Source organism: Burkholderia sp. AU4i, assembly GCF_000466765.1.
Classification (GTDB): domain Bacteria; phylum Pseudomonadota; class Gammaproteobacteria; order Burkholderiales; family Burkholderiaceae; genus Burkholderia; species Burkholderia cepacia.
Window position 1 is genome coordinate 36,196 of the sequence record NZ_ASSI01000128.1, and the last position, 22,603, is coordinate 58,798.

General features: G+C 65.0%; 35 protein-coding genes and 1 tRNA gene. 13 read left to right on the top strand and 23 right to left on the bottom strand.

Annotation, left to right across the window (positions count from 1 at the left end; translation table 11 throughout):
• The first annotated feature begins 20 nt into the window (after positions 1–20).
• From L810_RS27445 to L810_RS27465, 5 genes are all read left to right on the top strand, one after another.
• Positions 21–236 carry a TOBE domain-containing protein gene (locus L810_RS27445; protein ID WP_006476104.1) on the top strand — a complete coding sequence of 72 codons (216 nt, stop codon included), beginning with the start codon at positions 21–23 and terminating at the stop codon, positions 234–236.
• 138 nt (positions 237–374) lie between these two features.
• Positions 375–572 carry a hypothetical protein gene (locus tag L810_RS27450; RefSeq protein WP_021161569.1) on the top strand — a complete coding sequence of 66 codons (198 nt, stop codon included), beginning with the start codon at positions 375–377 and terminating at the stop codon, positions 570–572.
• 55 nt (positions 573–627) lie between these two features.
• Positions 628–873, top strand: coding sequence for a hypothetical protein (locus L810_RS27455; protein ID WP_021161570.1), 246 nt, complete (start codon positions 628–630; stop codon positions 871–873).
• 130 nt (positions 874–1,003) lie between these two features.
• A complete protein-coding gene (gene dusA / locus L810_RS27460; protein WP_021161571.1) occupies positions 1,004–1,990 on the top strand; it encodes a tRNA dihydrouridine(20/20a) synthase DusA in 987 nt (328 codons plus the stop codon).
• Between the two features lie 59 nt (positions 1,991–2,049).
• Positions 2,050–2,125, top strand: a tRNA-His gene (locus L810_RS27465).
• A gap of 127 nt (positions 2,126–2,252) precedes the next feature.
• Here the strand turns inward: L810_RS27465 and L810_RS27470 are convergent.
• From L810_RS27470 to L810_RS27585, 23 genes are all read right to left on the bottom strand, one after another.
• Entirely contained in the window at positions 2,253–3,374 is a 1,122-nt protein-coding gene (locus L810_RS27470) for a hypothetical protein (RefSeq protein ID WP_021161572.1), read from the bottom strand.
• Entirely contained in the window at positions 3,371–3,619 is a 249-nt protein-coding gene (locus L810_RS27475) for a DUF4224 domain-containing protein (protein WP_021161573.1), read from the bottom strand. The genes L810_RS27470 and L810_RS27475 overlap by 4 nt, the downstream gene beginning before the upstream one ends.
• Positions 3,616–4,254: a hypothetical protein gene (locus L810_RS27480; protein WP_021161574.1), complete on the bottom strand. Its 639-nt coding sequence runs from the start codon at positions 4,252–4,254 to the stop codon at positions 3,616–3,618. Before L810_RS27480 ends, L810_RS27475 begins: the two co-directional genes overlap by 4 nt.
• Positions 4,251–4,739, bottom strand: a complete 489-nt coding sequence (locus L810_RS27485; RefSeq protein ID WP_021161575.1) for a DUF1643 domain-containing protein — start codon at positions 4,737–4,739, stop codon at positions 4,251–4,253. Before L810_RS27485 ends, L810_RS27480 begins: the two co-directional genes overlap by 4 nt.
• Positions 4,736–5,026, bottom strand: a complete 291-nt coding sequence (locus L810_RS27490) for a hypothetical protein (RefSeq protein ID WP_021161576.1) — start codon at positions 5,024–5,026, stop codon at positions 4,736–4,738. Before L810_RS27490 ends, L810_RS27485 begins: the two co-directional genes overlap by 4 nt.
• Complete coding sequence (locus L810_RS27495) at positions 5,023–5,373, bottom strand: hypothetical protein (RefSeq protein ID WP_021161577.1); 351 nt, start codon at positions 5,371–5,373, stop codon at positions 5,023–5,025. Before L810_RS27495 ends, L810_RS27490 begins: the two co-directional genes overlap by 4 nt.
• On the bottom strand, positions 5,373–6,155 hold the full coding sequence (locus tag L810_RS49260; RefSeq protein ID WP_021161578.1) for a hypothetical protein: 783 nt from the start codon (positions 6,153–6,155) through the stop codon (positions 5,373–5,375). The genes L810_RS27495 and L810_RS49260 overlap by 1 nt, the downstream gene beginning before the upstream one ends.
• Positions 6,152–7,198, bottom strand: coding sequence for a hypothetical protein (locus L810_RS44125; RefSeq protein WP_021161579.1), 1,047 nt, complete (start codon positions 7,196–7,198; stop codon positions 6,152–6,154). The genes L810_RS49260 and L810_RS44125 overlap by 4 nt, the downstream gene beginning before the upstream one ends.
• Positions 7,195–7,548: a hypothetical protein gene (locus L810_RS27515; RefSeq protein ID WP_021161580.1), complete on the bottom strand. Its 354-nt coding sequence runs from the start codon at positions 7,546–7,548 to the stop codon at positions 7,195–7,197. Before L810_RS27515 ends, L810_RS44125 begins: the two co-directional genes overlap by 4 nt.
• A gap of 15 nt (positions 7,549–7,563) precedes the next feature.
• Positions 7,564–8,175, bottom strand: coding sequence for a hypothetical protein (locus L810_RS27520; protein ID WP_021161581.1), 612 nt, complete (start codon positions 8,173–8,175; stop codon positions 7,564–7,566).
• Positions 8,176–8,398: 223 nt separating this feature from the next.
• Positions 8,399–9,223: a DUF2303 family protein gene (locus tag L810_RS27525; RefSeq protein WP_021161582.1), complete on the bottom strand. Its 825-nt coding sequence runs from the start codon at positions 9,221–9,223 to the stop codon at positions 8,399–8,401.
• A gap of 33 nt (positions 9,224–9,256) precedes the next feature.
• Positions 9,257–9,580, bottom strand: coding sequence for a hypothetical protein (locus tag L810_RS27530; protein ID WP_021161583.1), 324 nt, complete (start codon positions 9,578–9,580; stop codon positions 9,257–9,259).
• Positions 9,581–9,610: 30 nt separating this feature from the next.
• Positions 9,611–10,261 (bottom strand): ribonuclease H-like domain-containing protein, encoded by a 651-nt coding sequence (locus tag L810_RS27535; protein WP_021161584.1) that lies wholly within the window; start codon positions 10,259–10,261, stop codon positions 9,611–9,613.
• 8 nt (positions 10,262–10,269) lie between these two features.
• Positions 10,270–12,090, bottom strand: a complete 1,821-nt coding sequence (locus L810_RS27540; RefSeq protein ID WP_021161585.1) for an AAA family ATPase — start codon at positions 12,088–12,090, stop codon at positions 10,270–10,272.
• A gap of 12 nt (positions 12,091–12,102) precedes the next feature.
• A complete protein-coding gene (locus L810_RS27545; protein WP_021161586.1) occupies positions 12,103–13,161 on the bottom strand; it encodes a hypothetical protein in 1,059 nt (352 codons plus the stop codon).
• A 14-nt stretch (positions 13,162–13,175) separates the two neighbouring features.
• The gene (locus L810_RS27550; protein ID WP_021161587.1) at positions 13,176–13,985 is read right to left on the bottom strand and encodes a RecB family exonuclease; all 810 of its coding nucleotides are present in this window, start codon (positions 13,983–13,985) and stop codon (positions 13,176–13,178) included.
• The gene (locus tag L810_RS48515) at positions 13,982–14,149 is read right to left on the bottom strand and encodes a hypothetical protein (RefSeq protein WP_021161588.1); all 168 of its coding nucleotides are present in this window, start codon (positions 14,147–14,149) and stop codon (positions 13,982–13,984) included. Before L810_RS48515 ends, L810_RS27550 begins: the two co-directional genes overlap by 4 nt.
• Entirely contained in the window at positions 14,146–14,328 is a 183-nt protein-coding gene (locus L810_RS27560) for a hypothetical protein (protein WP_021161589.1), read from the bottom strand. Before L810_RS27560 ends, L810_RS48515 begins: the two co-directional genes overlap by 4 nt.
• A complete protein-coding gene (locus L810_RS27565; protein WP_021161590.1) occupies positions 14,328–14,651 on the bottom strand; it encodes a hypothetical protein in 324 nt (107 codons plus the stop codon). The genes L810_RS27560 and L810_RS27565 overlap by 1 nt, the downstream gene beginning before the upstream one ends.
• A 136-nt stretch (positions 14,652–14,787) precedes the next feature.
• Positions 14,788–15,213: a hypothetical protein gene (locus tag L810_RS27570; RefSeq protein ID WP_021161591.1), complete on the bottom strand. Its 426-nt coding sequence runs from the start codon at positions 15,211–15,213 to the stop codon at positions 14,788–14,790.
• Positions 15,214–15,246: 33 nt separating this feature from the next.
• Complete coding sequence (locus tag L810_RS27575) at positions 15,247–15,627, bottom strand: DUF1566 domain-containing protein (protein WP_021161592.1); 381 nt, start codon at positions 15,625–15,627, stop codon at positions 15,247–15,249.
• 189 nt (positions 15,628–15,816) lie between these two features.
• On the bottom strand, positions 15,817–16,245 hold the full coding sequence (locus L810_RS45735) for an HNH endonuclease (protein WP_081712912.1): 429 nt from the start codon (positions 16,243–16,245) through the stop codon (positions 15,817–15,819).
• 810 nt (positions 16,246–17,055) lie between these two features.
• Positions 17,056–17,514 carry a helix-turn-helix domain-containing protein gene (locus L810_RS27585; protein ID WP_257008995.1) on the bottom strand — a complete coding sequence of 153 codons (459 nt, stop codon included), beginning with the start codon at positions 17,512–17,514 and terminating at the stop codon, positions 17,056–17,058.
• Positions 17,515–17,703: 189 nt separating this feature from the next.
• On the opposite strand from L810_RS27585, the gene L810_RS47560 reads away from it, so the two are divergent.
• The 8 genes from L810_RS47560 to L810_RS27635 all read left to right on the top strand — a co-directional run bounded on the left by L810_RS47560 (position 17,704) and on the right by L810_RS27635 (position 22,599).
• The gene (locus L810_RS47560; RefSeq protein WP_021161593.1) at positions 17,704–18,156 is read left to right on the top strand and encodes a hypothetical protein; all 453 of its coding nucleotides are present in this window, start codon (positions 17,704–17,706) and stop codon (positions 18,154–18,156) included.
• Positions 18,157–18,464: 308 nt separating this feature from the next.
• Positions 18,465–18,839, top strand: coding sequence for a hypothetical protein (locus L810_RS27600; protein WP_021161594.1), 375 nt, complete (start codon positions 18,465–18,467; stop codon positions 18,837–18,839).
• On the top strand, positions 18,836–19,060 hold the full coding sequence (locus L810_RS27605) for a hypothetical protein (protein WP_021161595.1): 225 nt from the start codon (positions 18,836–18,838) through the stop codon (positions 19,058–19,060). Before L810_RS27600 ends, L810_RS27605 begins: the two co-directional genes overlap by 4 nt.
• The gene (locus L810_RS27610; protein ID WP_021161596.1) at positions 19,054–19,281 is read left to right on the top strand and encodes a hypothetical protein; all 228 of its coding nucleotides are present in this window, start codon (positions 19,054–19,056) and stop codon (positions 19,279–19,281) included. The genes L810_RS27605 and L810_RS27610 overlap by 7 nt, the downstream gene beginning before the upstream one ends.
• Complete coding sequence (locus L810_RS27615) at positions 19,278–20,147, top strand: hypothetical protein (RefSeq protein WP_021161597.1); 870 nt, start codon at positions 19,278–19,280, stop codon at positions 20,145–20,147. The genes L810_RS27610 and L810_RS27615 overlap by 4 nt, the downstream gene beginning before the upstream one ends.
• A gap of 153 nt (positions 20,148–20,300) precedes the next feature.
• Entirely contained in the window at positions 20,301–20,510 is a 210-nt protein-coding gene (locus L810_RS27620) for a hypothetical protein (protein WP_021161598.1), read from the top strand.
• Between the two features lie 39 nt (positions 20,511–20,549).
• Positions 20,550–21,887, top strand: a complete 1,338-nt coding sequence (locus L810_RS49265) for a hypothetical protein (protein WP_257008996.1) — start codon at positions 20,550–20,552, stop codon at positions 21,885–21,887.
• A 241-nt stretch (positions 21,888–22,128) separates the two neighbouring features.
• A complete protein-coding gene (locus L810_RS27635; protein ID WP_021161600.1) occupies positions 22,129–22,599 on the top strand; it encodes a RusA family crossover junction endodeoxyribonuclease in 471 nt (156 codons plus the stop codon).
• Positions 22,600–22,603 lie beyond the last annotated feature (4 nt).

Genomic DNA, 22,603 nt, shown 5'->3' on the forward strand with positions numbered 1-22,603 from the left:
TCTTCGGAGCGATCAACCTGATGAGCATCACTGCAATCAACGTACGTAACCAGTTCAAGGGCAAGGTGAAGGAGATCATTCGCGGATCCGTGGTCTCCGAGGTCGACGTCGAGACGCCGTTCGGCATCGTCACGTCGGTGATCACGACCCGTTCGGTCGACGAACTCGAACTGAAGGTCGGCGCGGAAGTCGTCGCGCTCGTGAAATCGACCGAAGTATCGATCGCACGCCTCTGAGCGTGTGTCCCGCGCCGGGCGGCGCCGCGGGCAACCTGCCCGTTGGCGCCGCCCGGCATTTGCGCAGCGCGTTTGCCTTGGTATTCGACGTCCGGACGAAGTGCTAGGATGGAGCGACACCGATGCCGGAGGCCACGCATGACCCCCATCCTTTCCCCCGAAGCCATCGAGGCGCTGAAATGGATCGACCAGTTCGGCGAAAGCCGGCCGGTTCCCGCTGCGTTCGACGACGTCGTCTACGCGTTGCTGAACGAGGGGCTGATCTATCAGGCGGCGGCCGGCCGGGTCGACCTGACGGCCGATGGCAAATCCTTTTTGTCCGACGAATACGATTGAGCGCACGGCGCCGGCCGCGCGGGCGGCCTGGTGCTGCGTCGCCACGGAGCGTGCGATGGAACCGAGAGGCAGCGACCTCGGCGATTTCAGCGAGCCGTACCGCGGCTTCGAGATCGAGGTGAAGACCGAGCAGGTCTGGGACGGCGAGCATGTGCATTACCGCGTGCTGCAGGGCGATGCCGTGCGGATCGACTGGCGGCTCGTCAAGGTGGACGGGATCCTGCTGACCGAGCGACGCGTGATCGAGCGCGTGCTGGACGAGGCGCGGCGGGCGGTCGATGCGGAGCTGGGCGAGGGGTAGCGTGCATGCCGGGCAGGCCTGCCCGCTGTTGCGGTAAAATGCCGGGTTGTTTCCGCGCCGTCTGGCCTGTTGCCCGAAATCCATGTCCGTACCGTCCTCGCTTCCTCCCCGCCGCGTATCCGTCGCGCCCATGCTCGACTGGACCGATCGTCATTGCCGTTCGTTCCACCGGACGCTGACGCGCGATACGTGGCTGTATACGGAAATGATCACGACGGGCGCGCTGTTGTTCGGCGATGCCCAGCGGCATCTTGCGTTCACGCCGAACGAATCGCCGGTCGCGCTGCAGTTGGGCGGCAGCGAGCGCGACGATCTTGCGCGCGCGGCGAAGCTCGGCGAGCAGTGGGGCTACGACGAAATCAACCTGAATTGCGGATGTCCGTCCGAGCGTGTGCAGCGCGGCGCGTTCGGCGCGTGCCTGATGAACGAACCGCAGCTCGTCGCGGACTGCGTGAAGGCGATGCGCGATGCGGTGTCGGTGCCGGTCACGGTCAAGCACCGGATCGGTGTCGACGCGGTCGAGGACTACGCATTCGTGCGCGACTTCGTCGGCACGGTGGCCGAGGCTGGCTGCGAAACGTTCGTCGTGCATGCACGCAATGCGATCCTGAAAGGGTTGTCGCCGAAAGAGAACCGTGAGATCCCGCCGCTCAAGTACGACTATGCGTATCGGTTGAAGCGCGATTTTCCTTCGCTCGAGATCGTCATCAACGGCGGCATCACGACGCTCGACGAGGTTGCGCAGCATCTCGAGCATGTAGACGGCGTGATGCTCGGCCGCGAGGCGTATCACAACCCGTACGTGCTCGCGGAGGTCGATGCACGCTTCTATGGGTCGACCGCAGCGACGCCGACGCGCGAAGAGGCCGAAGCGAAGCTGATCGAATACTGCGCGGCCGAACTGAAGCGCGGCACCTACCTCGGCGCGATCGTGCGGCATGCGCTCGGACTGTATCGCGGCATGCCCGGTGCACGTGGCTGGCGTCGTGTGCTGTCGGACAACAAGAAGCTCGCACGCGGCGATCTGGCCGTGTTCGACGAGGCGCGCGCGCATCTGAACGAGGCCGAAGAAGTTTTTGAAAAAAAAGCTTTGCAAGATTCAAAAGTGTTCGTATAATCTTGTTCTTCGCTGCTGAAACACAAAAGCAGCGAAGAACAAAAAAAGCAGTAACAGTGGTGGCTGTAGCTCAGTTGGTAGAGTCCAGGATTGTGATTCCTGTCGTCGTGGGTTCGAGTCCCATCAGCCACCCCAACAAATTCAATGACTTGCAGCACGGTTAATCGATCGCGTTACAAGTTTTGGAAGATGAGATTCCAAATTTTGGAAGATCTTCCGAAAAAGAAAACCCGCCACTGAGCGGGTTTTTTTATTTCCGGCTTTAACGCGTCGCGCGCACTTTTCTTTGCCGTCGGCGGTCGTATGTCTTTCGCACCATGCGTTCGTCTGCATGGCCCGTCGCGTCGATGATGCGGTCGTCGCCTTCCTCCTGGCGATCGGTCACGGCGGCCGGCCGCATGTCGCGCAGTGCGAAGCGCTCGAACGGTATACCGCGCGCCTGCGCTTCCTTCTCGCAGTAGCCCATCAGCCGCGACCAGTTCGTGTTCCATCCGCTGCGCGTGTACACCTGCCCGGCCGTGTTGCCGAAGACGTGCACGCTCGACGTGCGCTGCAGCGCGAGCGCCTCGTCGATCACGGCCTTCAGCTCAGGCGACCACAGCACGAGCTTCACGCGCTGCTGCTCGCCGGCCTTCCGTTTCCCGATCGGCACCTCGACGCCTTCCGGCTTGATGCCCTGGCGGTGCAGCTCGCGCATCTCGGTCGGACGGCTGACGGTCAGGTACGCAGCCTGCACGCACAGCGCGAGAATCAGATATGCCGAGCTGGGGTGTTGGTCGCCAACGCTTCGCCGCGATCGTGCGACCTCGACCGCGAGTTCGATTTCGTCCTGCGTCACATACCGCTGGCGCGGCCGCGTCGGGTTGTACTCGATGCCGCGGCACGGATTCGTTTCGAGATCGCCGCGGCGCCGGCCGTATTCAAGGACCGCGGACAGGAGGGCGATTTCCTTGTTTGCCTTCGCCGGCGCGCCGAGCTGCGCACGCTTGTCAAGGTAGCCATACACGTGCTTGGGCTTGATCGCGGCCGGCGCCATCTTCCCGAAGACCTTGACCAGGCGCTTCGACTCGACTCGGTTTTCGTCGAGGGTGGACTGTGCCTTGCGCCGCTCGTCGGTATGAGGCAGACCGTCCTGCCACTCAAAGTACCGCGCGACGAGCGCCTCGACCGTTCCGGGCTCGATCGCGTTCCCGTTTAGCGCTTCGGCGCGCTCGATCGCCTGCTTCCGGATCTCGGCCAGAGCTTCCTTGTTGTGCGCGGGCGCCGACAGGCGGAAAGCCCAGCGGCCGTTCGGCAGCTTGTAGCCGAAGCTGACCTTGTGCTTTCCGTAGTTGGCGTAGAGCCGGAACGGCAATCCGTCCGGCCGTTTGCGTCGTCCGATCATGCTGCGAGTGCGTCGAAATTCGGTTCTTGTTCTGCGGCGGCGCGCGACTGCCGCGCGTGCGCCGTCGGCGGCGCGGTGCCGTTCATGCGAGCGTCGTAATACTCGCGCGCGACGAGCGGCACGCCGGCGATGTTGACCGCGAACGGCCAGTGATTGCGCTCGAGCCAGCGCTTCATGCACGCGTGGCTGCGCGGCTTGCAGCCGACCAGCTCGGCCAGCTCCGGCGTCGTGAGATAGAGGCTCATGATTCGATCCTCCGAAATTCAACAACCCACACCCACGGGTTCGCATCCCAGCCGTGACCGCGCGCGGCGTTCAAGCCGTCCCAAAGCTTGCGGAACTGCGCGACAGTGCCCACGACCGGATCGACGCGCCGGGCGGCGCGCCGCGGATCGGGAATGCCTTCGGCGATCGCCTCGTCCCATTCGATGCACTGCAGGCGCTCGGCGCACACGCCGGTGATCTCGAGCGTGATGCGCGACGCCGCTCGCGGCATATGGATCGACGGTCGCCAGTCGCGGTATTTGCCTTCCGGTGACTTCTCACCGTCGGGCCCGTGCGGGTCGTCGAGGTAATCGGCGCGGTAGAACACCAGGCAGTCGCCGTCGTATGGCCCGAGCGGATGATTGCTGTGCTGCCACGTTTCGCGGACGTACAGGTGATCGCCGACCTCGCCGTATGGGCACGGCTGGGCCCAATCGAGCAGGGAGCCGCCATCGAATGCCCAGAAGTGCGTGCGCGGGTCTGGATGGTGAAACGTGAAGACGTCGCGCGTCTCCGCGGGAGGCTGCGACTTCACCGGGCGGCGCGTCTGCGTTTTACGGCCCTCGATGATGGCGCGCACCATCGGGCCGCTGAACAGGATAGGGCGTTCTTTCACGGGCGGCTCCATTCGATGAGAGGGGTGTCATACCCGAGGAACAGCGGGTGCTTCGGGTCGCCTTTCGAGGTCAGACCGAACACCTTCACTGGCTTGCCGGCGGCGCGCAGCATCCCGGCGACGACGTCGAGGCGCGGCCGCATGCATTTCGGCAGCTTGCCGCGATCGCCCCAGCAAGGAACGAGCAGATCGGCGTCGGCGATGATCTGCGCGAGGTGCGCGTCGTTCTCGGGACCGATGGGATCGACGACGGCGACCAGGTCGTGGACGTTCGGCGAGCGCCATGCGAACGGGTTGCCTGCGATGTACTTCCGCGCGCCCCAGCGGTGCGCGAAGCCCGTCCATTTCAGATCGGTCTGGTCGCGCACGCTCGCGTCTGCGCGGGACGGGTTGACGCCGAAGAACGCGACGACGATGCCGGTCGGCGCGATCTCGCGCTCGAGGCGGTACCGGTAGCCACAGCAGCTGCTGATGATCGCGCTCATTGGGCACCTCCTGCCGCGGCGAGCCGCTTCAGCACGCTGGCCTTGACCGCCCGGAGTTGCGACCGCCGCGCGCGGCGGCGCTGCCGCGAATTACCGCTCGACCACACGTCCGGTGCGCAGTATTCGACGTACTCGCCAGTGTTGCAGCTCGGGCATGGGATATCGCCGCCGTTGAACAGCGGGCCGCCGGGCTCGTCGCAGCTATCCAGATCCCAGAGATAGCCGTCGATGCACATCGCGTCGATGTACGACGCACCGAAGTGCTTGCCGTCGTAGCCGCAGCTCATCGCCGCACCATCATGCAAAGGTCGGCGCGGCGCCGGATCTCGGACGCATAGGCGTCGAGGTCGCCGGTCATGACGAAGTGCGTGCGCGGCGCGGCCGGCACGCCGACATAGCCGTCGCGGGCCGCGGTGTGCTTCTCGGTACCCGCGATGATGTAGTTCGGCCGTTTCACGCGCAGGCAGCGCACGCGGGTGAGCGCGCCGTCGGTCGCGAGCTGCTCGAGCACGCCTCGCACGATCGCGGCGGATGTGCCGAAACGCTTCGCGAGATCGGACGGCGATTCTATCTGGCCCGGCGTCATCGCTGCGAGCACACGGTCGGCGGCCGGGATCTTCTTCGTGTACGTCATCACTTGCCTCCCTTCAGCGGTTCCGGATGCGTGTAGACGTGGAGGGCGGCCGGTAGCACGAGCGGCCCGGCGGCACGCTGGTGGAGCATCATCGCGAAGTTGCCGACGTCGACTGGATCGCCTTTTGCGACGTGCTCGACGAGCATGCGCGCGAGCGTCGAGACGTGGCACTGCTTCGGGTCGTCCCAGCCACCGCGGCCGGCGGCTCGCTTCTCGGCGAGCTTCGCCTTCATCGTCGCCGCGAAGCGGTCAACGGCCAGGTCGTCAGGGTGTCGCTCGGGCGGCGGCGCGGATTGGATCGCGAGGGCGAGCTCGCGCTCGGCAACCTGCGCAAAGCTCGATTCGACCCAGCCGTCCATCGACGAAGCGTGCTGCGTGCCGGCCGGGTCGCGGTTCGTGAACTCGCAGTAGCGGAGCACCCATTCGGGTGTCGGTGTGGCCGGCACGAGCGCGAAGCCTGCAGGGATAACCGCAGCGCCGTCGAGCGCGGCCACGAGCTTCGGGTGCAGCTCGAGCGTGTCGGCGGCCGGGTCGAGCAGCTCGTTGCGCGGGTCGAGCACGACGGTCATGCCGAACGTGACGCGGAACAGCGAACCTTTCTCGGCCGCGTCGAGGATCGCGGCGAGCGCACGCTTGCACTGCTCACGATCGTCGCTGTCGAACCGTTCGAGGTCGTCGGATTCGTCGGTCGACGGCATGTAGCCTTGCTCGAGCTGCTCGATGATGTTCGACACGTCGAGCGCTGCGTCGAGGTCGGCTTTGGAGGCACGAGCCATTTTCACGATGCGTCTCCTGCACTGGCAGTCGCACGGTCGATGCGTTCGATCTCCGCGACGATCATCGCCGCGGCCTTCACGAGGTTTCGCCGAGGAGTTGCCGGCTTGTACTGCCAGCCGTGCGGCCATGGATCGGGCGAGCCGATGCAGTCGTCGGCGTATGTCAGGCCGCCAGTAAGGCCGCACACGACGTCCGTGGCCGCATTGGACGCGAGAACGGCCAAGCCGGCAGCGGCATAGCTGAGCTGGCCCTGGTCGTTGTAGATATCATCGTCCTCTCGTGAGTGGCCCTCCTGCTCGATTTGGCGGTCTCGCTCGGAAAGTACGTCGCGCACTGCATTCGTCGTTGCAGCGCCTTCACCTGCTTCGCGTTTCGAGCGATCGCGGATGGACTCGGATTTCTTCTCACGCACATACAGCGCGACCGGGCCGTCCTCGGTGTCGTAGATCTCGATCAGCAGCCAGCCGTCACCGGTCGGCGCGCTCGGCGTCCAGAAGCTGCAGTTCGCGTTGTTGGACGCGAAGTACCGGTCGTACGTATCGCCGTCGACGTCGTTCTCCATGTGGATGAACGCGGCTTCGATCCCGAACGCGGCGAAGAATGTCTCGTAGTTCACGTCCTCGTCGAGGTACGGAACAGCAGGGTGCGACAGCATGCCGTCCTGATCGCGCACGATCGCGCGCGGCGTGAGGATCGCGCGGCGCAATCCTTCGAGGCTCAGCGGCGCGATGGGCTTCCCGCTGGCCAGGGATGTGATGCCATGAACGATGCCGATCGCGAGCATGCTGTTCGCCTGCACGGCATCCCGAAGAACATCGGCCGCGTCGAGAATCGACGGCCGCACGCGCGCCGCTGCGTGTTGCTCGAGCGTTTCGACCGTCTTGCCGACGAGGTTGTGGAGCTCGGCTTTCTCGTGCTCGGCTGTCGCGAGGGCGTTCCCATGGTCGAACGGCCCATCGATCAGCGACCAGGCGGACGCGTAGACCTGCGCCTGTTCCATGATGGTATCGGTCAGCGCGGCGGCGCGCGACGTATGGTTGGCGGTCATGCGGCCTCCGTCCTGCGCTCGGCGAGCGCCTCGTCGACCTTCGTACGCGATGCCGATCCGCGCGCGGCGCGCTGGCGGCGCAGTGCATGTGCGAGTTGCCATGCGTCATCCGTGAACGTGACCCAGTGTGTCGGCTTTCGCCCGAAGTCCGACAGCGGGCCGAGCAACTTTGCGGGCACGCGGCCGAAGGAAAGAATGCCGAGAGCCTCAAACTTGCGCAGGGCGACATGGTCGTGGGCGTTCATGCGCATGCCTTCGAGCAATCCGCCGTAGTCGACGCTGCACGATTCCGCGTAGAGGATGATGCTGCGCTCGACCTTCGTGAGCGTGGTGATATCGATGGTGGTCATGGTGTGGTCCTGTAGTTATCGGGGCATCCACTCCGTGCCGCGCACGATCCGTCCGACCGGTTCGAGCACGAGCACCTCGGATTCCTTTTCGCTGCGCACGAGGGCGCGGCCGCGGCGCTGGGCCTTCTCGAGCGATTCGTGGCGCTGCGGCTTGCAGTTGCGGCCGACGGTGACGAACAGCGGCGCGCCAGCGCCGACCGGGCCGAGCGTGAGCTCGTCGATGCGCGCTTCGAGCGTTGCCGCGTTCGCGCGCCAGGTGTCGGCCTTCCGCAGCGCGGCGTCGCGCTCGGCGGTGAGGCGCTCGACGTCGGCACGTAACTCGGCGATCGCGCGCGCAGAGTCGGCCGAGCGGACCACGATGGCCGGCAGATTCGTGGCGGCCGTGGCCGCCGACGTGGCCGCTGGCAGTGCTTGCTCGACCTGCGGCTGCGGCGGTTCTCCGCGCGACAGCCAGTACACGTATTCGTTGCCGCCGCCCGCGCGCTTCTCCCGTTCGACCTGGCCGCTCGCGTGCATCTTGTTGATCGCCTTCACGACGTCTAGGTGCGGCAGGCCTATACCGGTCGCGACGGTCTTGGCTGTCGCCTCGGCGACAGTGCTTAGGAAGGTTTCGATGTCTTCCGTCATGAGGTCCTCACACGTGCGGAAAGCTACAAGGGTGGGTGCTCGGCTCGCATATGGCAGCGGGGTAGCATGAAGTGCCGGCGCTGCAGACGTTGGCTTGTGACGGCGCCCACCCGTCACACCGAGCACCCACCGTTGAAGCCGGTGGAAAAAAGCGGGGCGAGACATCCGCCCCGGAAGTGCCGCGCGCTACGAGGGCGCGCGCGGCAGGCCACAGGGAAAGCGGTTATTCGGGGGAGCCGAGCAGGATCTTCGTTTCGGTCTGCGCTTCGATGTCCGACCAGATCGCACGGAACGCGTCTTCGAGCACCTTGTGCGGCCGCACCAGCTCGTACCAGATCGTCAGGCCGCCGTCCTTCACGCGGTACTTCAGGCGAGCAGAGAGCGGGTACTTCGCGCCGTTCTCGAATACGGGCAGCTCGAGCGCGATTTCGGTCGGCATCTTCACCTTGTTGCCGGTCGCGTTCACGTCCTCGCGCCACACGAAATCGACGCTGCCATCCTGCAGGCGCGTCGCCGACACGAAGTTGCCGCCCTTGCTGGCTTCGAAGTTCAGCGCGATCGACAGCATGTCGCTGCCCGACGGGGTGATGATGTCCGGCAGGTTGTCTTCGATGAACTCGGCGAACGACAGCTGCGTCATCTGCTTGCGGTTCACTTCGTTCCACACGCGCCACTCGCGCGACGCTGGCACGGCGAACTGCACGCGGTATTCGCGCCAGTTGGCGCCGCCGTTGTCCTGCGATTCCGAAGCCTGGAAGTGATCGTCGATCACGCCGAGCACCTGAGCCGGGTCGAGCGACGCGTAGATCAGGCTGTTCGCCATCTTCTGCCGGTTGAAGTAGGCGATGAAACTGGCGGCGTCGCGCACCTTCACGATGCCCTTCGGGCGGTGCGGGAACGAGTCGCGGTCGGTCAGCGGCTGGACTTCGTAGCCATTCGGCACGACAACGAACGGCGTACCGTCCGCGAGCGGCGACTTCTGTGCGCCGGCGAGCGCGGTACCGGCGTTGAGGGCGGCGCTGATATCGGGGGCGTCATGCTCAAGCATGTGTATCTCCTGTAGGTGTGGTGGGTGCTGCGATTACCGGTCGGTGCCGGTGCCGGCCAGCTGGATGCCGGGCAGATCAGGCTGTCGCTCGCTGTTGCGCGACAGGTTGTTCTCGACGGTGGGGAAGAAGACCTCGGCGGCGCGCTTCTCCTTCGGCAGCGTCGTCGACACCTCGCCGGACACCTCGAGCGCGTCGGCGACCTTGGCGAACGGCTTGATCTCGATCGTGACGCTGATCTTCCCGGCCTTGCCGGTGTCGCGGACGAGGGAGACGAGCTGGTTGAGCTGCGCCGTGGCTTCCTCGACGAGCATGCCGCCGCGGATGTCGACGAGCGTCGACGTGTAGGACTTCATCATCGTGGTGTGCTCCTGGTGGTATGTGGGTGATCAGCCGAGGTAGGTGCGTTCGACCTGGTCGAGCGTGCGGAGGCGCACCGACGCACCGGTCTTCGCGAGCACAATCGGCTCGCCGAGCACGACCGCGTGGTCGAACAGGCGCTTCGTGATGCGGATGTCGTTGAGGCAGTAGTCGATGACCTCGCCGACGCGGCCCTGCTGCCAGGCAATCGGCGCATGCGCGCCGTTGCCCGACTTGCGGATCCCGAAGTTGACCTCGCACGTCGCGTCGAGGCCGTAGCCGGTATGCGAGTTACCGCCGAACGTCGGATCGAGGCCGGCCGCGCGCCAGATCTCTGCGAGCAGGTCGTAACGGAACGGCTCACGAGGCATCGCGACAGAGCCGTGGATGGCCGTCTCGGCGTAGGCATTGATGACCTTGTCGTCGAAGCTGATGCCGTTGAACGAGACGAGCGGTGCCCGTGCATCGCACAGCTCGAGGAACTCGACGATGTTGTCCGCGCAGAACACGCGGTAGCGTGCCTCGGCGTAGTCGTACGCGCCGATGACGCTGATCCCCATGCCAGCATGGTCGTGCCAGCCGTCGCAGTATTGGATGCCGTCGATGCGCTCTTCGCCGCGCCCCAAGATCGCCTTGGCGATCTCGATGTCGTAGATCAGGGAATTGCCGAATTCGGTCACGGGATACCTCAGTCGTTGTCGTTGGCGGCGCGGGACTTCGCGTCGCGGTAGGGGGAGGGTTCGGCGGCTGCCTCCCGTACGGCGCGCGGCGCGGGAGCGCCGACCTGTCCATCCTCGACCCAGAATGCTTCGATGCCGCCCGGCAGGCCGGCCGGAGCCGTCTTCAGGCTCATGAACACGAGCGCCGTGTCGATCTGGCCGGTGTAGGCGAGATCATCGAGCCAGTAGAGCAGCCGGTCGCGCTCCGGCCCGACCAGGACGTCAGCACGATCAAGCACGAGCAGCTTCAGACCCGAGAAGTGGCTGATCGCCGCGGCGATGTGCGCGTCGACACGCCAGCGTTCCGATTCGGACAGCAGAGCGTACGTGCGGCCGTCGGCGAGGACCTCCATCTCGGGCGTGATCGTCACGTCGGCCCACTCGGACAGCTCGGCGAGCGCTGTCAGGCGCTCATTCATCGGCGTCAGTGCCTCGCGCAGCAGGTCGGCCGGGATGCCGTTCGGCGCCAGCGCGTCGGCGATGGCCTCCCATGCCGCGACGTCGTCGTGCAGCGCGGCAGCCTTGCGCGCGGTTTCCTCGACTGCGGCGGCGCGGCGCTCAGCGTCGCGTGCGGCCGCGATGTCCGCGTCGAGTTGCTTGCGGCGCTGCATCAGCGTGCCGAGCTCGCTGCGCGCGGCGTCGATCGCGTCGCTCGGTGCCGGCGCGTCATCTGCGCCCGCTTCGTTTTCGAGCTCCTTCAGCTGCTTGGCCGCAGCGTCGGTCGCTTCCAGCTCAGCGCGCCGGTTGCGCGCGGCGTTCTGCAGCATGGTCAGGCTGTGCTCGTACTCGGGCAGCTTGGCGACGGCTTCCTCGTCGCGCGCGCCGGCCGCGGCCGCCGCAGTGAGCGCGCCGTGCAGGAAGCGCAGCAGCGTGCCGCAATCCGGACACGTGCACTCGACGCCAGACGGCGCGGCGCCGGCGCGCACGCGTAGTGCTTCGACCTTCGGCAGGAACTCGGTGACTTGGTCGTCAGCGAGCTGCGCCAGCTCGGCTGCCTTCGCATAGCCGGATGCCTTCTCGCGCAACGCAGCGATCCTCGATGCGCGGGCGCGCGCGGCTGATTCGCCGGCCTCGGCCGCGCCGATCTGGCGCTGCAGCTCACCGACTTCGCCGTCGAGCGAGGCGCGATCACCTTCGAGCCTGCGCAACGCCGCCGCATCGAAGCTGACGGCAGCCGGGCGCCAGGTTGCCGCCTTCTGGCTGCCGTATGTTTCGCCGGTCGTCGCGCGCCACGCCTGCTTCGCGCCGCGTGCACGGTCAGCCGCGTCTTTTTGCGCACCTTCGAAGCCCGCGCGCAGCATCGGCGTGATCGCTTCGAGGCGTGCGGCGGCGGCCGGCGGCAGTGCGTCCGGTTTCAGGTTGAGCCTCGCGAGCAGCCGGCGGCGCATTTCGTCCGGGCCGATCTTCACGCCCATCAGATCGTACAGAAACGCGCGGCGCTCGGCCGCGCCGAGCTGCGCGAACCGTTGCGCGTCGAGAACGAGCGGCAAACGCTGATCCTCGGCGATCTCGCGTTTGATCTTCCCAGCGGGAAGCATGACGCTGTTCGCCTGCTCGCCGCACGCGACCACGATCTGGCCGGCCTCCGAACCCTCCGTGACGAGCGATCCGTATTCCTTCTTGAGTGCGACGCGCACGGTGTCGCCGGTGAGCGCCATGCGCACAGCTTCCTGCAGGCTGCTTTTGCCAGCACCATTCGGGCCGGCGAAGAGTGCGACGGGCTTCGACAACCGCAGGTCTGCGGCGTGGATCCCGAGCACTTTCGAGACGTAGATGTCGGTGATCTTCATGTCAGGTTCCAGTTAGTCGGCGCTGATCGGCGCGCGCGTGCGGCGAGCGGCACCGGCGCGCGGCTGTTGCTGCCCCTGTTCAGCGGCCGCTGTGATGGCGCGCATGCGCGCTGATGCCGCCGCGTTCAGGTCTGCCTTCGCGGACTCGTCCGGCACGCCGGCGATCGCGCTGCGCGCGAGGTCGAGATCCTCGGCCGTTGCGGCGGACTCGATGTCCTCGCGGATGCCGCGCACCAGGCCGGCGACGTCGAAGTCGAAACCGCCTTGACCCTGGTTGCCGTCGTCAGCTGGACCGTCTTGGTCGTCGACCGGATTGGCCTGGGTTGCCGCCAGCGGCGTGCCGGCTTGGCGGGATTCTGCTGCGGGCCCGGTCTGCGCCGGCTCAGCGCCGCGCGGGACTTCTTCGGCCGGCTGCGCGCGGCCGGCGCGCAGCTCCTCGAGCGTGCTGGTCACGGCGACCGAACCGTCAGCGCGCACTTCGACGGTGTCGATCAGCTCTTCTTGGGACGAGAGACCCATGCTGATCTCGGGGGCGTAGGCACGCTGCCAGAACGCAGCCGACCGATACACGAACATCTGGTCGGGCATCGTGAGCCACTTGCTGCCGTTCTTCTTGTTCCAGCCTTCAGCCTTGACCATCTTCCAGTCGATCCACGTACCGTTCAGGCGCTCGCCGGTCGACTTCTCGATCGTCCATGCCCGGCAGCCGAAATCGTCGCTGCCTTCGGTACCGCGCCACTCGTAGCGAAGCGTCTCGAATCGGCCGCACGTGTTCACGCTGGCGATCAGGAACTTGCTCGACCATCCGGGGTTGCCGTGGACGATGTACAGGTTCTGCATGACCATCAACTCGTCGGCGCCGAGGCGGCGTGCGAGATTCAGCGCGATCATGCAGTTCGCGACGTTGTTCTGGTAGTGCGCCGGGACCAGCGACGACGACGCGAATGCCTTGGCGACGCGCTGCAGCAGCTCGAATCCTTGGAGGTCGAAGAAGCCCGCGCGGACAGGCGGCAGCGATGCCTCGCGCGGCGCGGGATTGCGGATAGCTTCCAGGGTGGTAGGCGTGGACATGGAGGTCTCGCGAGTTAGTCGTGGAACTGGCAGGTGCTGTGACGCGGGCAGTATTTCTTGTCGCACAGCAGCGATTTCGGGTTGGGATAGAAGCGGCCGGACCGGAACATGTCAGCGGCGAACTGGATCAGCCCGGGCGTTTCCTCGGTGCCTACCATCACGCGCTTCGAATTCGCGATCGGCGCGGTTGCGACCTCCGGCGTGCCCTTCGTCTTCAGACCGATGATTTCGGAGGTGTCGCGGATCTCGTCGCCAGTCGTGTGCTCGTACAGCAGCTCGTATGTGCCGATCTGCGGCCCGTGCCCCTTCGTGACGGCCGCGCCTTTCTGGACGGCCGACGATCCGCTCTTCAGGTCGGCGATGCCGACGCCGGCCGACGTGCGACGCACGCGCGCGCGGTCCATGGTGCCGGTGAGGCGCACGACGATGCCGCCGCCGCAGTCGATCTCGAGCGGCTTCGTCTCCATCTCGACGGCGATGAAGTTGTAGCGCGGCGCGACCTCGAGGCAGTATTTCGTCGTCAGCGACAGGCCGATGCGCTCGGCGTCCGACATGCTGAGATCGTCGCGCTCCGGGTCGAACTCGTTTTCCGGGTCACGCAGCTTGTCAACGAACGCTCCGGCCGCGTCGTCGACGGTCAGGCCCGAGCCATCGAGACGTGCCTGGTCGAACACGGCTGTGCCTGCGTGGATCGCGGTGCCGAGCGCGGCGCGCAGGCCGACGACGTTGCGCAGGTTCAGGAGGTGGATGCCTTCCCAGCGGTAGGCGCAGTCGAAAAGAGCGCCCCAGCTGGACGCGCGGACGGTGTAGACGGACGGGTTCATGCGGTTCTCACAGGAATGGAAACGACGGACGTGCCGTCCTGGTTGAGCGCTGCGATCGCGAGCATGCACATGAAGGCGATGACGATCATCAGCGCGATAGCGCGGACGGGATGACGCTCGTACAGCCGATCGAGCGCCGCGCAGGCGTGGTCGATCAGCGTCATCCGAGGCTCCGCAGGTAGGGGCCGGCGAGCAGCGAGCCGTACCAGAGGCCCGCGATCGCGCAGCCGTAGGCGACCATCCACATGCCGGCCTCGGCAGCACGGCGCATGCGCGGCGCGCGCGAGGCGGTGCGCAGGAGCGAGTTGTCGGCCGCCGGGCGATAGATCGAAAGGGCGCGCATCACAGGTTCTCCCCGCAGATGCGCACGTGGCGAAGGGAATCCGGCATCGGCGCCGAGATACCCGCCTTCCCGAGCGCGGCGTCGACAACGGCGCGGATGCCGGACGTGAGCACGGTCTTCGATGCGACGAGGCGCAGCGCCGTCACGAGGTCGGGCGACGCCGCGCACAACTTCGCGTTCGCCTTCGATTCGTCGCTGGTGCCGAGCACGATGCAGATGCGAACGTCATCGCCGAGCACGACGATGCAGTTGCCGTCGTAGTCGAGGTAGTCGCCGGGCTCGCACGCTTCCCATGACCCCAACGTGTGGTTGGTCTGTCCCATGTGGTCTCTCGGTGTGGTTGTTGCGGCTCAGCCGCGGTGGTGCTCGTCGTCGTTCCAGTGCTTGAGAGCGAGGGCGATTTCGACGACGAGCCAGAAGATCAGGAGGGCGAGGACGCCCACGACGACGCGGCCCATGTCACGCTCCGCGCAGAAGGCGCAGCACCGGCGCGCCGTGGTCGCTGCAGTGGCTGATGCCAGCATTGCCCGGGCCAAGCTCGGCGCCGCACGACGAGCAGGTCGTCATGGCGAAGCGCGGTGCTACAGCAGCGAGGTCGGCGGCCGCGATGCGGCGCGCTATCTCGGCAGCGCGCGCGGCGACGAGGATTCCCCACACCGCGTACACATCCTCGATGTGGCCGCGCGCCAACGCGGCGTCGATCACCGCGCAGTCAGTCGTCGAGATCTCGAGCTTGTCGAACGTGACGTGCTCGGCGATTTCTTCATTGCGCTCGTCGCGCGCCAGCGCCGCATCGTCGGCCGCTGCTTGTTGGCGATCGGCGCTCGCATCCTTCCGTGCCGGGAGGGTGCGGACATTTCCGCCGGTGGAACTGTTCAGATGCATCGCACCCTCCAAGCAGTTGAAATCGATGAAGGGTTAAATGGGCAATCTGCGGACGGCGCGGGCGCGCAACTCGCCGTTCTGGCGGTAGCCGTCCTGGTGGCCAGTGAGGAAGTCCTGGTACCACGCCCAGCCGGAGTAGCCCGGATCGGTGTCCGGCTGGCACGTCCAGTACGCGTCGCGCTCGAACTCGCCGCGATGGTTTTCCAGCAGGAAGAGCATTTCGACACGCGTCGGCAGGTCGCCGCCGATCGACTGCGCCCATTCCATCTGCGCCTGCCAGCTGGCGTCGTCGTTGTCGCCCGGCAGCAGAATGACGTGATGCAGCTCTCCGGCGGTGTTGGCGACGACGCCGACGTAGATCTCGCCTTCAGCGAGCTGGGGAATCGTTGCAGCGGTGGGGGTGGGCATGTTCATGAAGACTCCAGATCGGAAGAACTACTAAGTAAATTGAGGTGTGAAACGGCGAATTGCGCTTGCTGCTGCAGCTCTCACCGGTGGCGCCTCGGAGAACGAACCGCCACCGGTCAGAACTGCATCACTCGCGCGCCCGGCTACTCCCGGCCGTGCCGGCTCCGGGCCGCGCGAGGTTTGTGCCGATTACAACTATCCCCACTGACGCGCTTTGCCTTTTAGAATTCGGCAAATTTGAGCTGTCGAGACGCTGTATTTTTTCGCCAAGTCCTTTTGCAGCACATCGCCCGATGCATAGATGGCTTTGATTTCTGCTACCTGAGCGTTGGTCAACTTTGCCTTTCCACACAACTCTCCAGGTAGCCGCCCACCTCTGGCGCGACCCCGTTCGTTGCGCTCGCGCATGTTGTCTTGATGAGTTCCCCAATGAAGGTGCTTGGGGTTGATGCATCGGGGGTTATCGCACCAGTGCAGCGCGAATCGGCCGTTTCGCTCTTCGCCTGTGGCTTGCATCAGAACGAGGATGTGAAGGCCGATAGGCTTTCCTTTTCGATATGCCCGCGCATATCCCCATCCATAGCCCCGGCGGCCGTGATCAATGCAGGGACCTTCCAATTCCATAAATACTCCCGAAGAGATTTATCGACTGATCTCGGCCATGCGAGCTCAATCGGTAAAGCTCTCCATGGCGCCCAGCTACTCCCTGCCGCGCAGGCTCTGGGTCGCCATGGGTTTGTGTCGAATACAACGCGTTCGATCACGTCGTGCTTCGCTGTCTTGCATCAGGTTCGTTCAAGCCTGCAAGCGGTAGCCAAACATCGGCCTAGCACGCTGCGCCTGTCCTGACTCACGACGCTGATCGCGCCGGCCGGTTGCTCCGCGTGTGCGGTCCCGGCATACCTTCGATTGTTAGAGAGCGATCCGCCTGGGCGGTGGCGCAGCGCGTTGTGTGCTGCGTTGGAGTGATAATCACATACGTGTTTTCGATGTGTCAACACAAATGTGATTTTGACCGAGAAATTGTGATTGGGGTGCCGACTGTTGCTAAACGCTGATCTTCGGCACGAACTGTTTACACCAGTTGAATGTTCCCCGAATCTGGGGCTAAACTACTGTACATATATACAGTATTGTGGTGCTGGCGAAGACGAGGGCGGCCGATGAAAGAAGAAACTGAGCAGCGCCTGCGATGCAGGCCCGGGGATTTGGCAAGGGTGGTTCATTCGACCAACCCAGCATTGATCGATCAGATCGTCGTTGTCGAGAGGTGGCGGCAAGAACACGGCCGCTGGGCCGTCTGCCTGTTGGGTGGGGCGGTGCTGGGTGTGACGTTATCGGGCCGGGAGCCAGTCGTCACATCACGGTATGGATTTCGCGACTCGTCGCTCGAGCCGCTGTCGCCCGAGATCGCGGTGTTACCGGCGTTCGAGGCTAGTCGCCGGCGCCAAGCTTATCCGAGCCAGGAAGCATCCGAAGCATCAGCTCGAACGTCTGGCTAGATTCCCCGGCTTTGTCAGCCCTGAGAATGGCGTCGATCAAAGTTTTTGCTGGCCCGCTCGCCGAACTGACTGAGGAGTCGTAGCTTGCTTCAGTATCGGCATCTGGAGTCGGCTTGCCTTCGCCCTCGGCGAGCCAAAGGGCATTGACGCCGAGAATGTCGGCGATCTGAGGTAGCCGCCTTGCGCTATTGCGCGTGCCGGCTTCCAGATTCCCAATTGTTGATTGGGATACGCCTGCCTTATCGCCAAGTTGCTCCTGGGATAGGCCGGCGCGAAGTCGCGCCCATTTAAGTCTGTCGGCTAGGGTGTACATATCACAATCGTAATAGAACGCCCCATTCGATTTGTGTTGACCATTGAAAACACAAATGTGATACTGGGGCATGGACATTCAAAAAGCCGTCGCCGACCTCTTGGACTCGGGACTCACCCAATCGCAGCTAGCCGGGCTGGTTCCGTGCTCGCAGTCGCTGATTTCGGCACTCCTAAGAGGCGCGCGCGGCACGCGCGTGTCGTACGCAATCGCAAGCCGTGTCATGGAACTTCATGCCGAGCGGTGCAATGAGCCGAAGGAGGGGAAGTGAAGAAAACCCGAGTGTTCAAGCCGGTTCGCGCTGCGCAGAAGCCGTCGACGCGTTGGCCATCGCGCCCGAGCGTCGAGCGCGAGAAGTGCCGGCGGTTCGCGGAGGCAGCCGTCGCGGACCTGAATGCGTTCCATAAACGGCTGCATCCCGAAAGCGCGGAGCCGAACGCACTCAACGCCGTTGGGAAGCCGATCAACCTTCCTGAGGACGCGAAGCCGGAAGGATTCGCCGTCACGAAGGACCTCGATGTCATTCGTTTGTCGGCATCGATGGCCGGGCGTCGACTGCTCGCAGTTGTGCTGTTCGGCAACGAAGACGTCGAGCTCGTGCAACGAATTATTCGTGCGCGGCTTGTTGCCAAGCAAGGCGATCCAGCGCTTCGTGATTGTCTCCAAGACGCAGTACGTAAATGTCGGGAAAGTCGCCGTTCGCAGGATGCACAACTTTGACCACTCGGTACATCGTCGCCGAATCGTCTGCGTGGGCGATCTCGATCCAGTCCTCCGTTCGAGGCAGCACCGCGAAGGTGTACTCGCCTACGGATGTGAGTGTGTCGACCTCGATTACGAGCGACTCGATTTTGTCGGTCATGCGAACCCCGTTGTGTGGTGGTTGAGGAAGTAGAGAGCTTCGATTCTCGCATAGCGGTGGTTCGCATCTTTTGCAGTTGGCCAGGTGTTGTCCTGGCCTTTATTTCGCCCCGGCGCCAACTGGGTAAGCAAGTGGGTAATCAACTGGGTAACGATTGATTTTTCGTATGAACCAGACCGAATTCAGGATGTTCGCGCCGTGGGTACAGGCCGCGACGCTGCCGGACGGGGAGGTCGAGGCGATGAGCTTCGAGGACTGCCTGACGCGCGCGCTCGAGCTGGGCCTGCGTCGCTTCGACCGGAAGACGCTCGCGCTGAACTGCGGGATCCACTATCCGCACTTCGCCGACCTGGTCGCCGGCCGCCGTCCGTTCCCGGCGACGAAGCTGCACCTGTTCTGCATGTTCACGGGCTGTGACTACCCGCGGCAGTGGCTCGCCATCCAGGAGCGCAAGGCGATCGAGGAATACCGTCGGCTCAGCCAGCAGGCGATCGGCGAGTTCGTTCAGCAGGCATTCGGCCAGCGGCAGGCGGCGGCATGACGTTGACGCTCAGCCACCGCGACGTCGGCAAGCACTTCGCCCGCAAGCTCGGGCGCCCCATGACCTACCTCGGCATCGTCGAGGAAAAGCACCTTTTCATCTTCCGCGATCCCCCGCAGGACTACCTCGCGTTCCGTCCGGACCAGCTCTGGATGATCGAGCGCGTGCGTCCGGAGGCGGCGCCGATCGACAGCAACAAGAAGGAGGGCGGCTTGTGCTGACCCAACTGTTCGAGCGCGCGGCGTTCCGCGCAGGCTGGCGCGCAGCGCGCGCCGGTGTCCCGTTCCACGAGAACCCGCTGCGCGGTCCGCTCGCAAGCTTCGCGCGGCAGTGGGGGCGCGGCTGGGCTGCGGCGAACGGCTGCCCGCGTTGGTACAGCGTTTTCGATTGGGAGGCAGGGATTCGCCCGACATCCGCTGAATTGGCGTTGGAGGCGGCATGACCTGGGCGCACGATGACCTCGCCAAGGATCTCGCCGCGCATCTTCGCGGCGCGTCCGACCGCCTCGTATGGACCGACATGCAACTCGGGCCGGCCGGCTCGCCGCGGCCGGACGTCTACACCGTGCCGTGCTCGTTCGCGCGTTTCCAGCCGGTCGCCTACGAATGCAAGATCAGCGTCGCCGACTTCCGGCGAGACGTGACGGCCGGCAAGTGGACGTCGTACCTGCGCTTCGCCGCCGGCGTGATCTTCGCCGCGCCAGCCGGGCTGCTGAAGAAAGAGGACATTCCGGCCGGTTGCGGGCTGATCGTACGCGGCCCGGACGGCTGGCGGTCGCTGAAGGGCCCGACGCTGAAGAACATGGAGAACCTGCCGCGCGACGCATGGATCAAGCTGATCATCGACGGCATGGCGCGGCTCGCGGATCAAAACCACGAGCAGTTGCGCGCGGGTCTGTGCAACGAATGGACGCTCGAAAAGAAGCTTCGCGCGCGCCTTGGCGACGTCGTCGCGGATGCCGTACGGGATCAGCTGCATGCGGAGCGCCGACTGAAGGCGGCCACCGAGCGGCTTGAGAACCTGGCCGCGGAGGCAGAAAACGAGCGGCGACTGATCCTCGATCGCGCGAAGGAGCATGCGGAGCGGGACGCAGCGCTGATCGATAGCGCGCGCATCGAGCTCGCGCGTGCGCTCGGCCTGCCGGCCGGCGCGGGGGCGTGGGAGATCGCCAGCGCCTGCAAGCAAGCCGTGCGGCGCGTCAGCATCGATTCGGAGGTTAAGCGGCTCCGTCAGCAGCTGGAGCGCATCCAGGTCGCGATCGAATCGGCTGCCGAGCCGCTGCCGCACATTGCTCGAGAATCAGCATGAACGACTTCCCGAATCCTCTCACCATGGCTCAGAGGCTTGCCATGTATTACGATTTCACCACCAGTCGGGTACACGGTGCGCACCGTGGTGCCGTCGCTGTTCGTCAGATGGCGCACTCCTGGCTTCCTACTACGACGAGCAAGGAACGCACGCATGGGCATCAAGCTGAAGGCATCGTACGAAACCGAAATATACATCAGCCAAGGTGGTTACCTCGTCATCCATCAGGTGAATGGACTTGGCGAAGAATCGAGAATACTTCTGTCGCCAGATCAGGCACGTGCCGTGGCTTCCGAGATTTCTCATCAGCTCGAGGATACGACCTGGTGGAACAGCGTCGTGCCCGAGGACAAAAGCGACTAACTGTTCATTTTCGGTGCGTCCTCCTCATCGGGGGGGCGCATGTCTAATCTTCCTCTCCCTCTCACCCCTTCCGACGCGGAATTGCGCAATTTCCGCGAGATGCCGCTCGACGTTCCGCGGTTGCTTAACTCCGACCTCGTACACGACGAGTCACCAGAGGCCTGCTGGTCGGCGCTTCTGCTCTGGTGTGTCTCGTGGCACGAAGTGCCGGCCGGATCTCTACCCGATAACGACGACTGGCTAGCCAAGCGAGCCGGATACTGGCACAAGGGCAAGCTCGACCCAACCTGGCACGACGTGCGCGCGGGCGCACTACACGGCTGGATCAAATGCAGCGATGGACGCCTGTACCACCCGGTCGTTGCCGAAAAAGTGAACCACGCGTGGCACCAGAAGCACCGGCACGCACACGAGAAGCTCGGTGAGCGCATCCGGAAACGCAACAAGGCGAGGGCAGAAGGCGGGCTCGCTCCATTGGAGGTGCCGGAGCTTGATGCGTGGATAGATCTGGGTCGTCCGCTGGAACGCGATCTTTTTCCGGAGGAATTTAGCACTCCTTCCGGCGGAAGCGATGTGGAATTCCGGCGGAAGAAGGTAGCCCTTCCGACGGAAGGAGGCCACGCTCCGGCGGAAGATTCCGGAAGTGGTGGTCGATCTGCTGGACGTGCTCGAGTCGGAACCCGCGCGGGAGGACGCTCAAAAGGCGGAAATACTGGTTCCTCCGGAATTCCGGACGGTTCCGGAGGAAATATTGAGACTTCCGGCGGAAGCGCCGAATTTTCCGCCGGAAGCGATAGCGGTTCCGCTGGAATTCCCCAGGAAAACGCTCTTAAAGGAGCGGAGCGGAACAGAACAGAACATGTAAACACAGCAAGCGGCGGCGGCACAGCACAGGCAGTAACGCGCGAAGACGCGCCGATCGCCGCCGCCGCTTTCGTCGAAATCCTTCGCTCGTCGGGCGTCGGCTTCGCCGCCGATGACGCGCGGTTGGCGAGCTGGCCCGCGCGCGGCGTGACGGTCGACGACCTGCGTGCGGCCGTCGCCACGGGGCGCAAGCGCCGGGAGCGAGAGCGCTCCGAGCAGCCGCTCAACGTCGGATTCCTCGACACGATCCTCGGCGATCTCCTCGCCGCGCGCGCCGCGACGCCCGCGACAGGCACGTGCACCGTCGGCGATTGGTGGCGATCGTGGACCGGCATCGTCGATCACGGCGGCACGCTCGGCGTCGAGCAGGGCCGCGACGAACCTCCGTTCGATTTCAAGCTGCGCGTGTTCGAAGCGGCCGGCGACGGCCCGTGGTGGGACGACCACAACCGCGCATTTCGCAACACCGCCGGGCCCGTCGCGGCCGGCGCATTGCTGGGGGAAGGGCGATGAGATGCAAACCGGGAGATCTGGCATACACGGTTGGCTCGCCGCTGCATGAGCAGAACGGGATGGTCATGCAGGTGGAGTGCGTGAGCCCGCGCGGCGCTCCGTGGTGGGTGGTTTCTTTCCGTGGAGCGGTTGAAACGAGGGAAGGGCGGACTGCACACGGTCGCGCGCAAGTCCGCGACGAAAACCTGCGCCCGATCAGCGGCGTGCCGGTGACCGACGATTTGACCTGCGAGGTGACGGCATGACGCAGCAATCTCTCATCGCGGCATCACCAGTCGCGCAGCGCGTCGAGTTCGTCGTTCCCGGTGCGCCTCTCGCGAAGGGGCGTCCGAGGTTCGCACGCCGCGGCGCGCACGTCACGACCTACACGCCCGAGAAAACCGAGCGGTACGAGAACCTCGTGAAGATGGCCGCCCGCGCGGCGATGCGCAGCACCGCGCCGTACGCCGGCCCGATTCGGCTGATCGTGCACATCGGCCTGCCGATCCCGGCGAGTTGGTCGAACAAGCGCCAGGGCGAGGCGGCCGCCGGCGCCATCGGCGCGACGAAGAAGCCGGACGCCGACAACGTTGTCAAGGCGTTGAAGGACGGCATGAACGGGGTGGTGTACGTCGACGACGGCCAGGTCGTCGACCTCTGGGTGTCGAAGCGCTACGCGCGCACGCCGGGCGTGCGGATCGAGGCGATCGAATTGAATCTGAAGTCAGCATAAGGAG

Excerpts from the sequence above, each read along its gene's own strand:
- L810_RS27445 (WP_006476104.1), top strand. The coding sequence starts at position 21 with ATGAGCATCACTGCAATCAACGTACGTAACCAGTTCAAGGGCAAGGTG.
- L810_RS27450 (WP_021161569.1), top strand. The coding sequence starts at position 375 with ATGACCCCCATCCTTTCCCCCGAAGCCATCGAGGCGCTGAAATGGATC.
- L810_RS27455 (WP_021161570.1), top strand. The coding sequence starts at position 628 with ATGGAACCGAGAGGCAGCGACCTCGGCGATTTCAGCGAGCCGTACCGC.
- dusA (WP_021161571.1), top strand. The coding sequence starts at position 1,004 with ATGCTCGACTGGACCGATCGTCATTGCCGTTCGTTCCACCGGACGCTG.
- L810_RS27470 (WP_021161572.1), bottom strand. The coding sequence starts at position 3,374 with ATGATCGGACGACGCAAACGGCCGGACGGATTGCCGTTCCGGCTCTAC.
- L810_RS27475 (WP_021161573.1), bottom strand. The coding sequence starts at position 3,619 with ATGAGCCTCTATCTCACGACGCCGGAGCTGGCCGAGCTGGTCGGCTGC.
- L810_RS27485 (WP_021161575.1), bottom strand. The coding sequence starts at position 4,739 with ATGAGCGCGATCATCAGCAGCTGCTGTGGCTACCGGTACCGCCTCGAG.
- L810_RS27490 (WP_021161576.1), bottom strand. The coding sequence starts at position 5,026 with ATGAGCTGCGGCTACGACGGCAAGCACTTCGGTGCGTCGTACATCGAC.
- L810_RS27495 (WP_021161577.1), bottom strand. The coding sequence starts at position 5,373 with ATGACGTACACGAAGAAGATCCCGGCCGCCGACCGTGTGCTCGCAGCG.
- L810_RS44125 (WP_021161579.1), bottom strand. The coding sequence starts at position 7,198 with ATGACCGCCAACCATACGTCGCGCGCCGCCGCGCTGACCGATACCATC.
- L810_RS27515 (WP_021161580.1), bottom strand. The coding sequence starts at position 7,548 with ATGACCACCATCGATATCACCACGCTCACGAAGGTCGAGCGCAGCATC.
- L810_RS27520 (WP_021161581.1), bottom strand. The coding sequence starts at position 8,175 with ATGACGGAAGACATCGAAACCTTCCTAAGCACTGTCGCCGAGGCGACA.
- L810_RS27525 (WP_021161582.1), bottom strand. The coding sequence starts at position 9,223 with ATGCTTGAGCATGACGCCCCCGATATCAGCGCCGCCCTCAACGCCGGT.
- L810_RS27530 (WP_021161583.1), bottom strand. The coding sequence starts at position 9,580 with ATGATGAAGTCCTACACGTCGACGCTCGTCGACATCCGCGGCGGCATG.
- L810_RS27540 (WP_021161585.1), bottom strand. The coding sequence starts at position 12,090 with ATGAAGATCACCGACATCTACGTCTCGAAAGTGCTCGGGATCCACGCC.
- L810_RS27545 (WP_021161586.1), bottom strand. The coding sequence starts at position 13,161 with ATGTCCACGCCTACCACCCTGGAAGCTATCCGCAATCCCGCGCCGCGC.
- L810_RS27550 (WP_021161587.1), bottom strand. The coding sequence starts at position 13,985 with ATGAACCCGTCCGTCTACACCGTCCGCGCGTCCAGCTGGGGCGCTCTT.
- L810_RS48515 (WP_021161588.1), bottom strand. The coding sequence starts at position 14,149 with ATGACGCTGATCGACCACGCCTGCGCGGCGCTCGATCGGCTGTACGAG.
- L810_RS27560 (WP_021161589.1), bottom strand. The coding sequence starts at position 14,328 with ATGCGCGCCCTTTCGATCTATCGCCCGGCGGCCGACAACTCGCTCCTG.
- L810_RS27565 (WP_021161590.1), bottom strand. The coding sequence starts at position 14,651 with ATGGGACAGACCAACCACACGTTGGGGTCATGGGAAGCGTGCGAGCCC.
- L810_RS27570 (WP_021161591.1), bottom strand. The coding sequence starts at position 15,213 with ATGCATCTGAACAGTTCCACCGGCGGAAATGTCCGCACCCTCCCGGCA.
- L810_RS27575 (WP_021161592.1), bottom strand. The coding sequence starts at position 15,627 with ATGAACATGCCCACCCCCACCGCTGCAACGATTCCCCAGCTCGCTGAA.
- L810_RS45735 (WP_081712912.1), bottom strand. The coding sequence starts at position 16,245 with ATGGAATTGGAAGGTCCCTGCATTGATCACGGCCGCCGGGGCTATGGA.
- L810_RS27585 (WP_257008995.1), bottom strand. The coding sequence starts at position 17,514 with ATGTCCATGCCCCAGTATCACATTTGTGTTTTCAATGGTCAACACAAA.
- L810_RS27600 (WP_021161594.1), top strand. The coding sequence starts at position 18,465 with ATGAACCAGACCGAATTCAGGATGTTCGCGCCGTGGGTACAGGCCGCG.
- L810_RS27605 (WP_021161595.1), top strand. The coding sequence starts at position 18,836 with ATGACGTTGACGCTCAGCCACCGCGACGTCGGCAAGCACTTCGCCCGC.
- L810_RS27615 (WP_021161597.1), top strand. The coding sequence starts at position 19,278 with ATGACCTGGGCGCACGATGACCTCGCCAAGGATCTCGCCGCGCATCTT.
- L810_RS27620 (WP_021161598.1), top strand. The coding sequence starts at position 20,301 with ATGGGCATCAAGCTGAAGGCATCGTACGAAACCGAAATATACATCAGC.
- L810_RS49265 (WP_257008996.1), top strand. The coding sequence starts at position 20,550 with ATGTCTAATCTTCCTCTCCCTCTCACCCCTTCCGACGCGGAATTGCGC.
- L810_RS27635 (WP_021161600.1), top strand. The coding sequence starts at position 22,129 with ATGACGCAGCAATCTCTCATCGCGGCATCACCAGTCGCGCAGCGCGTC.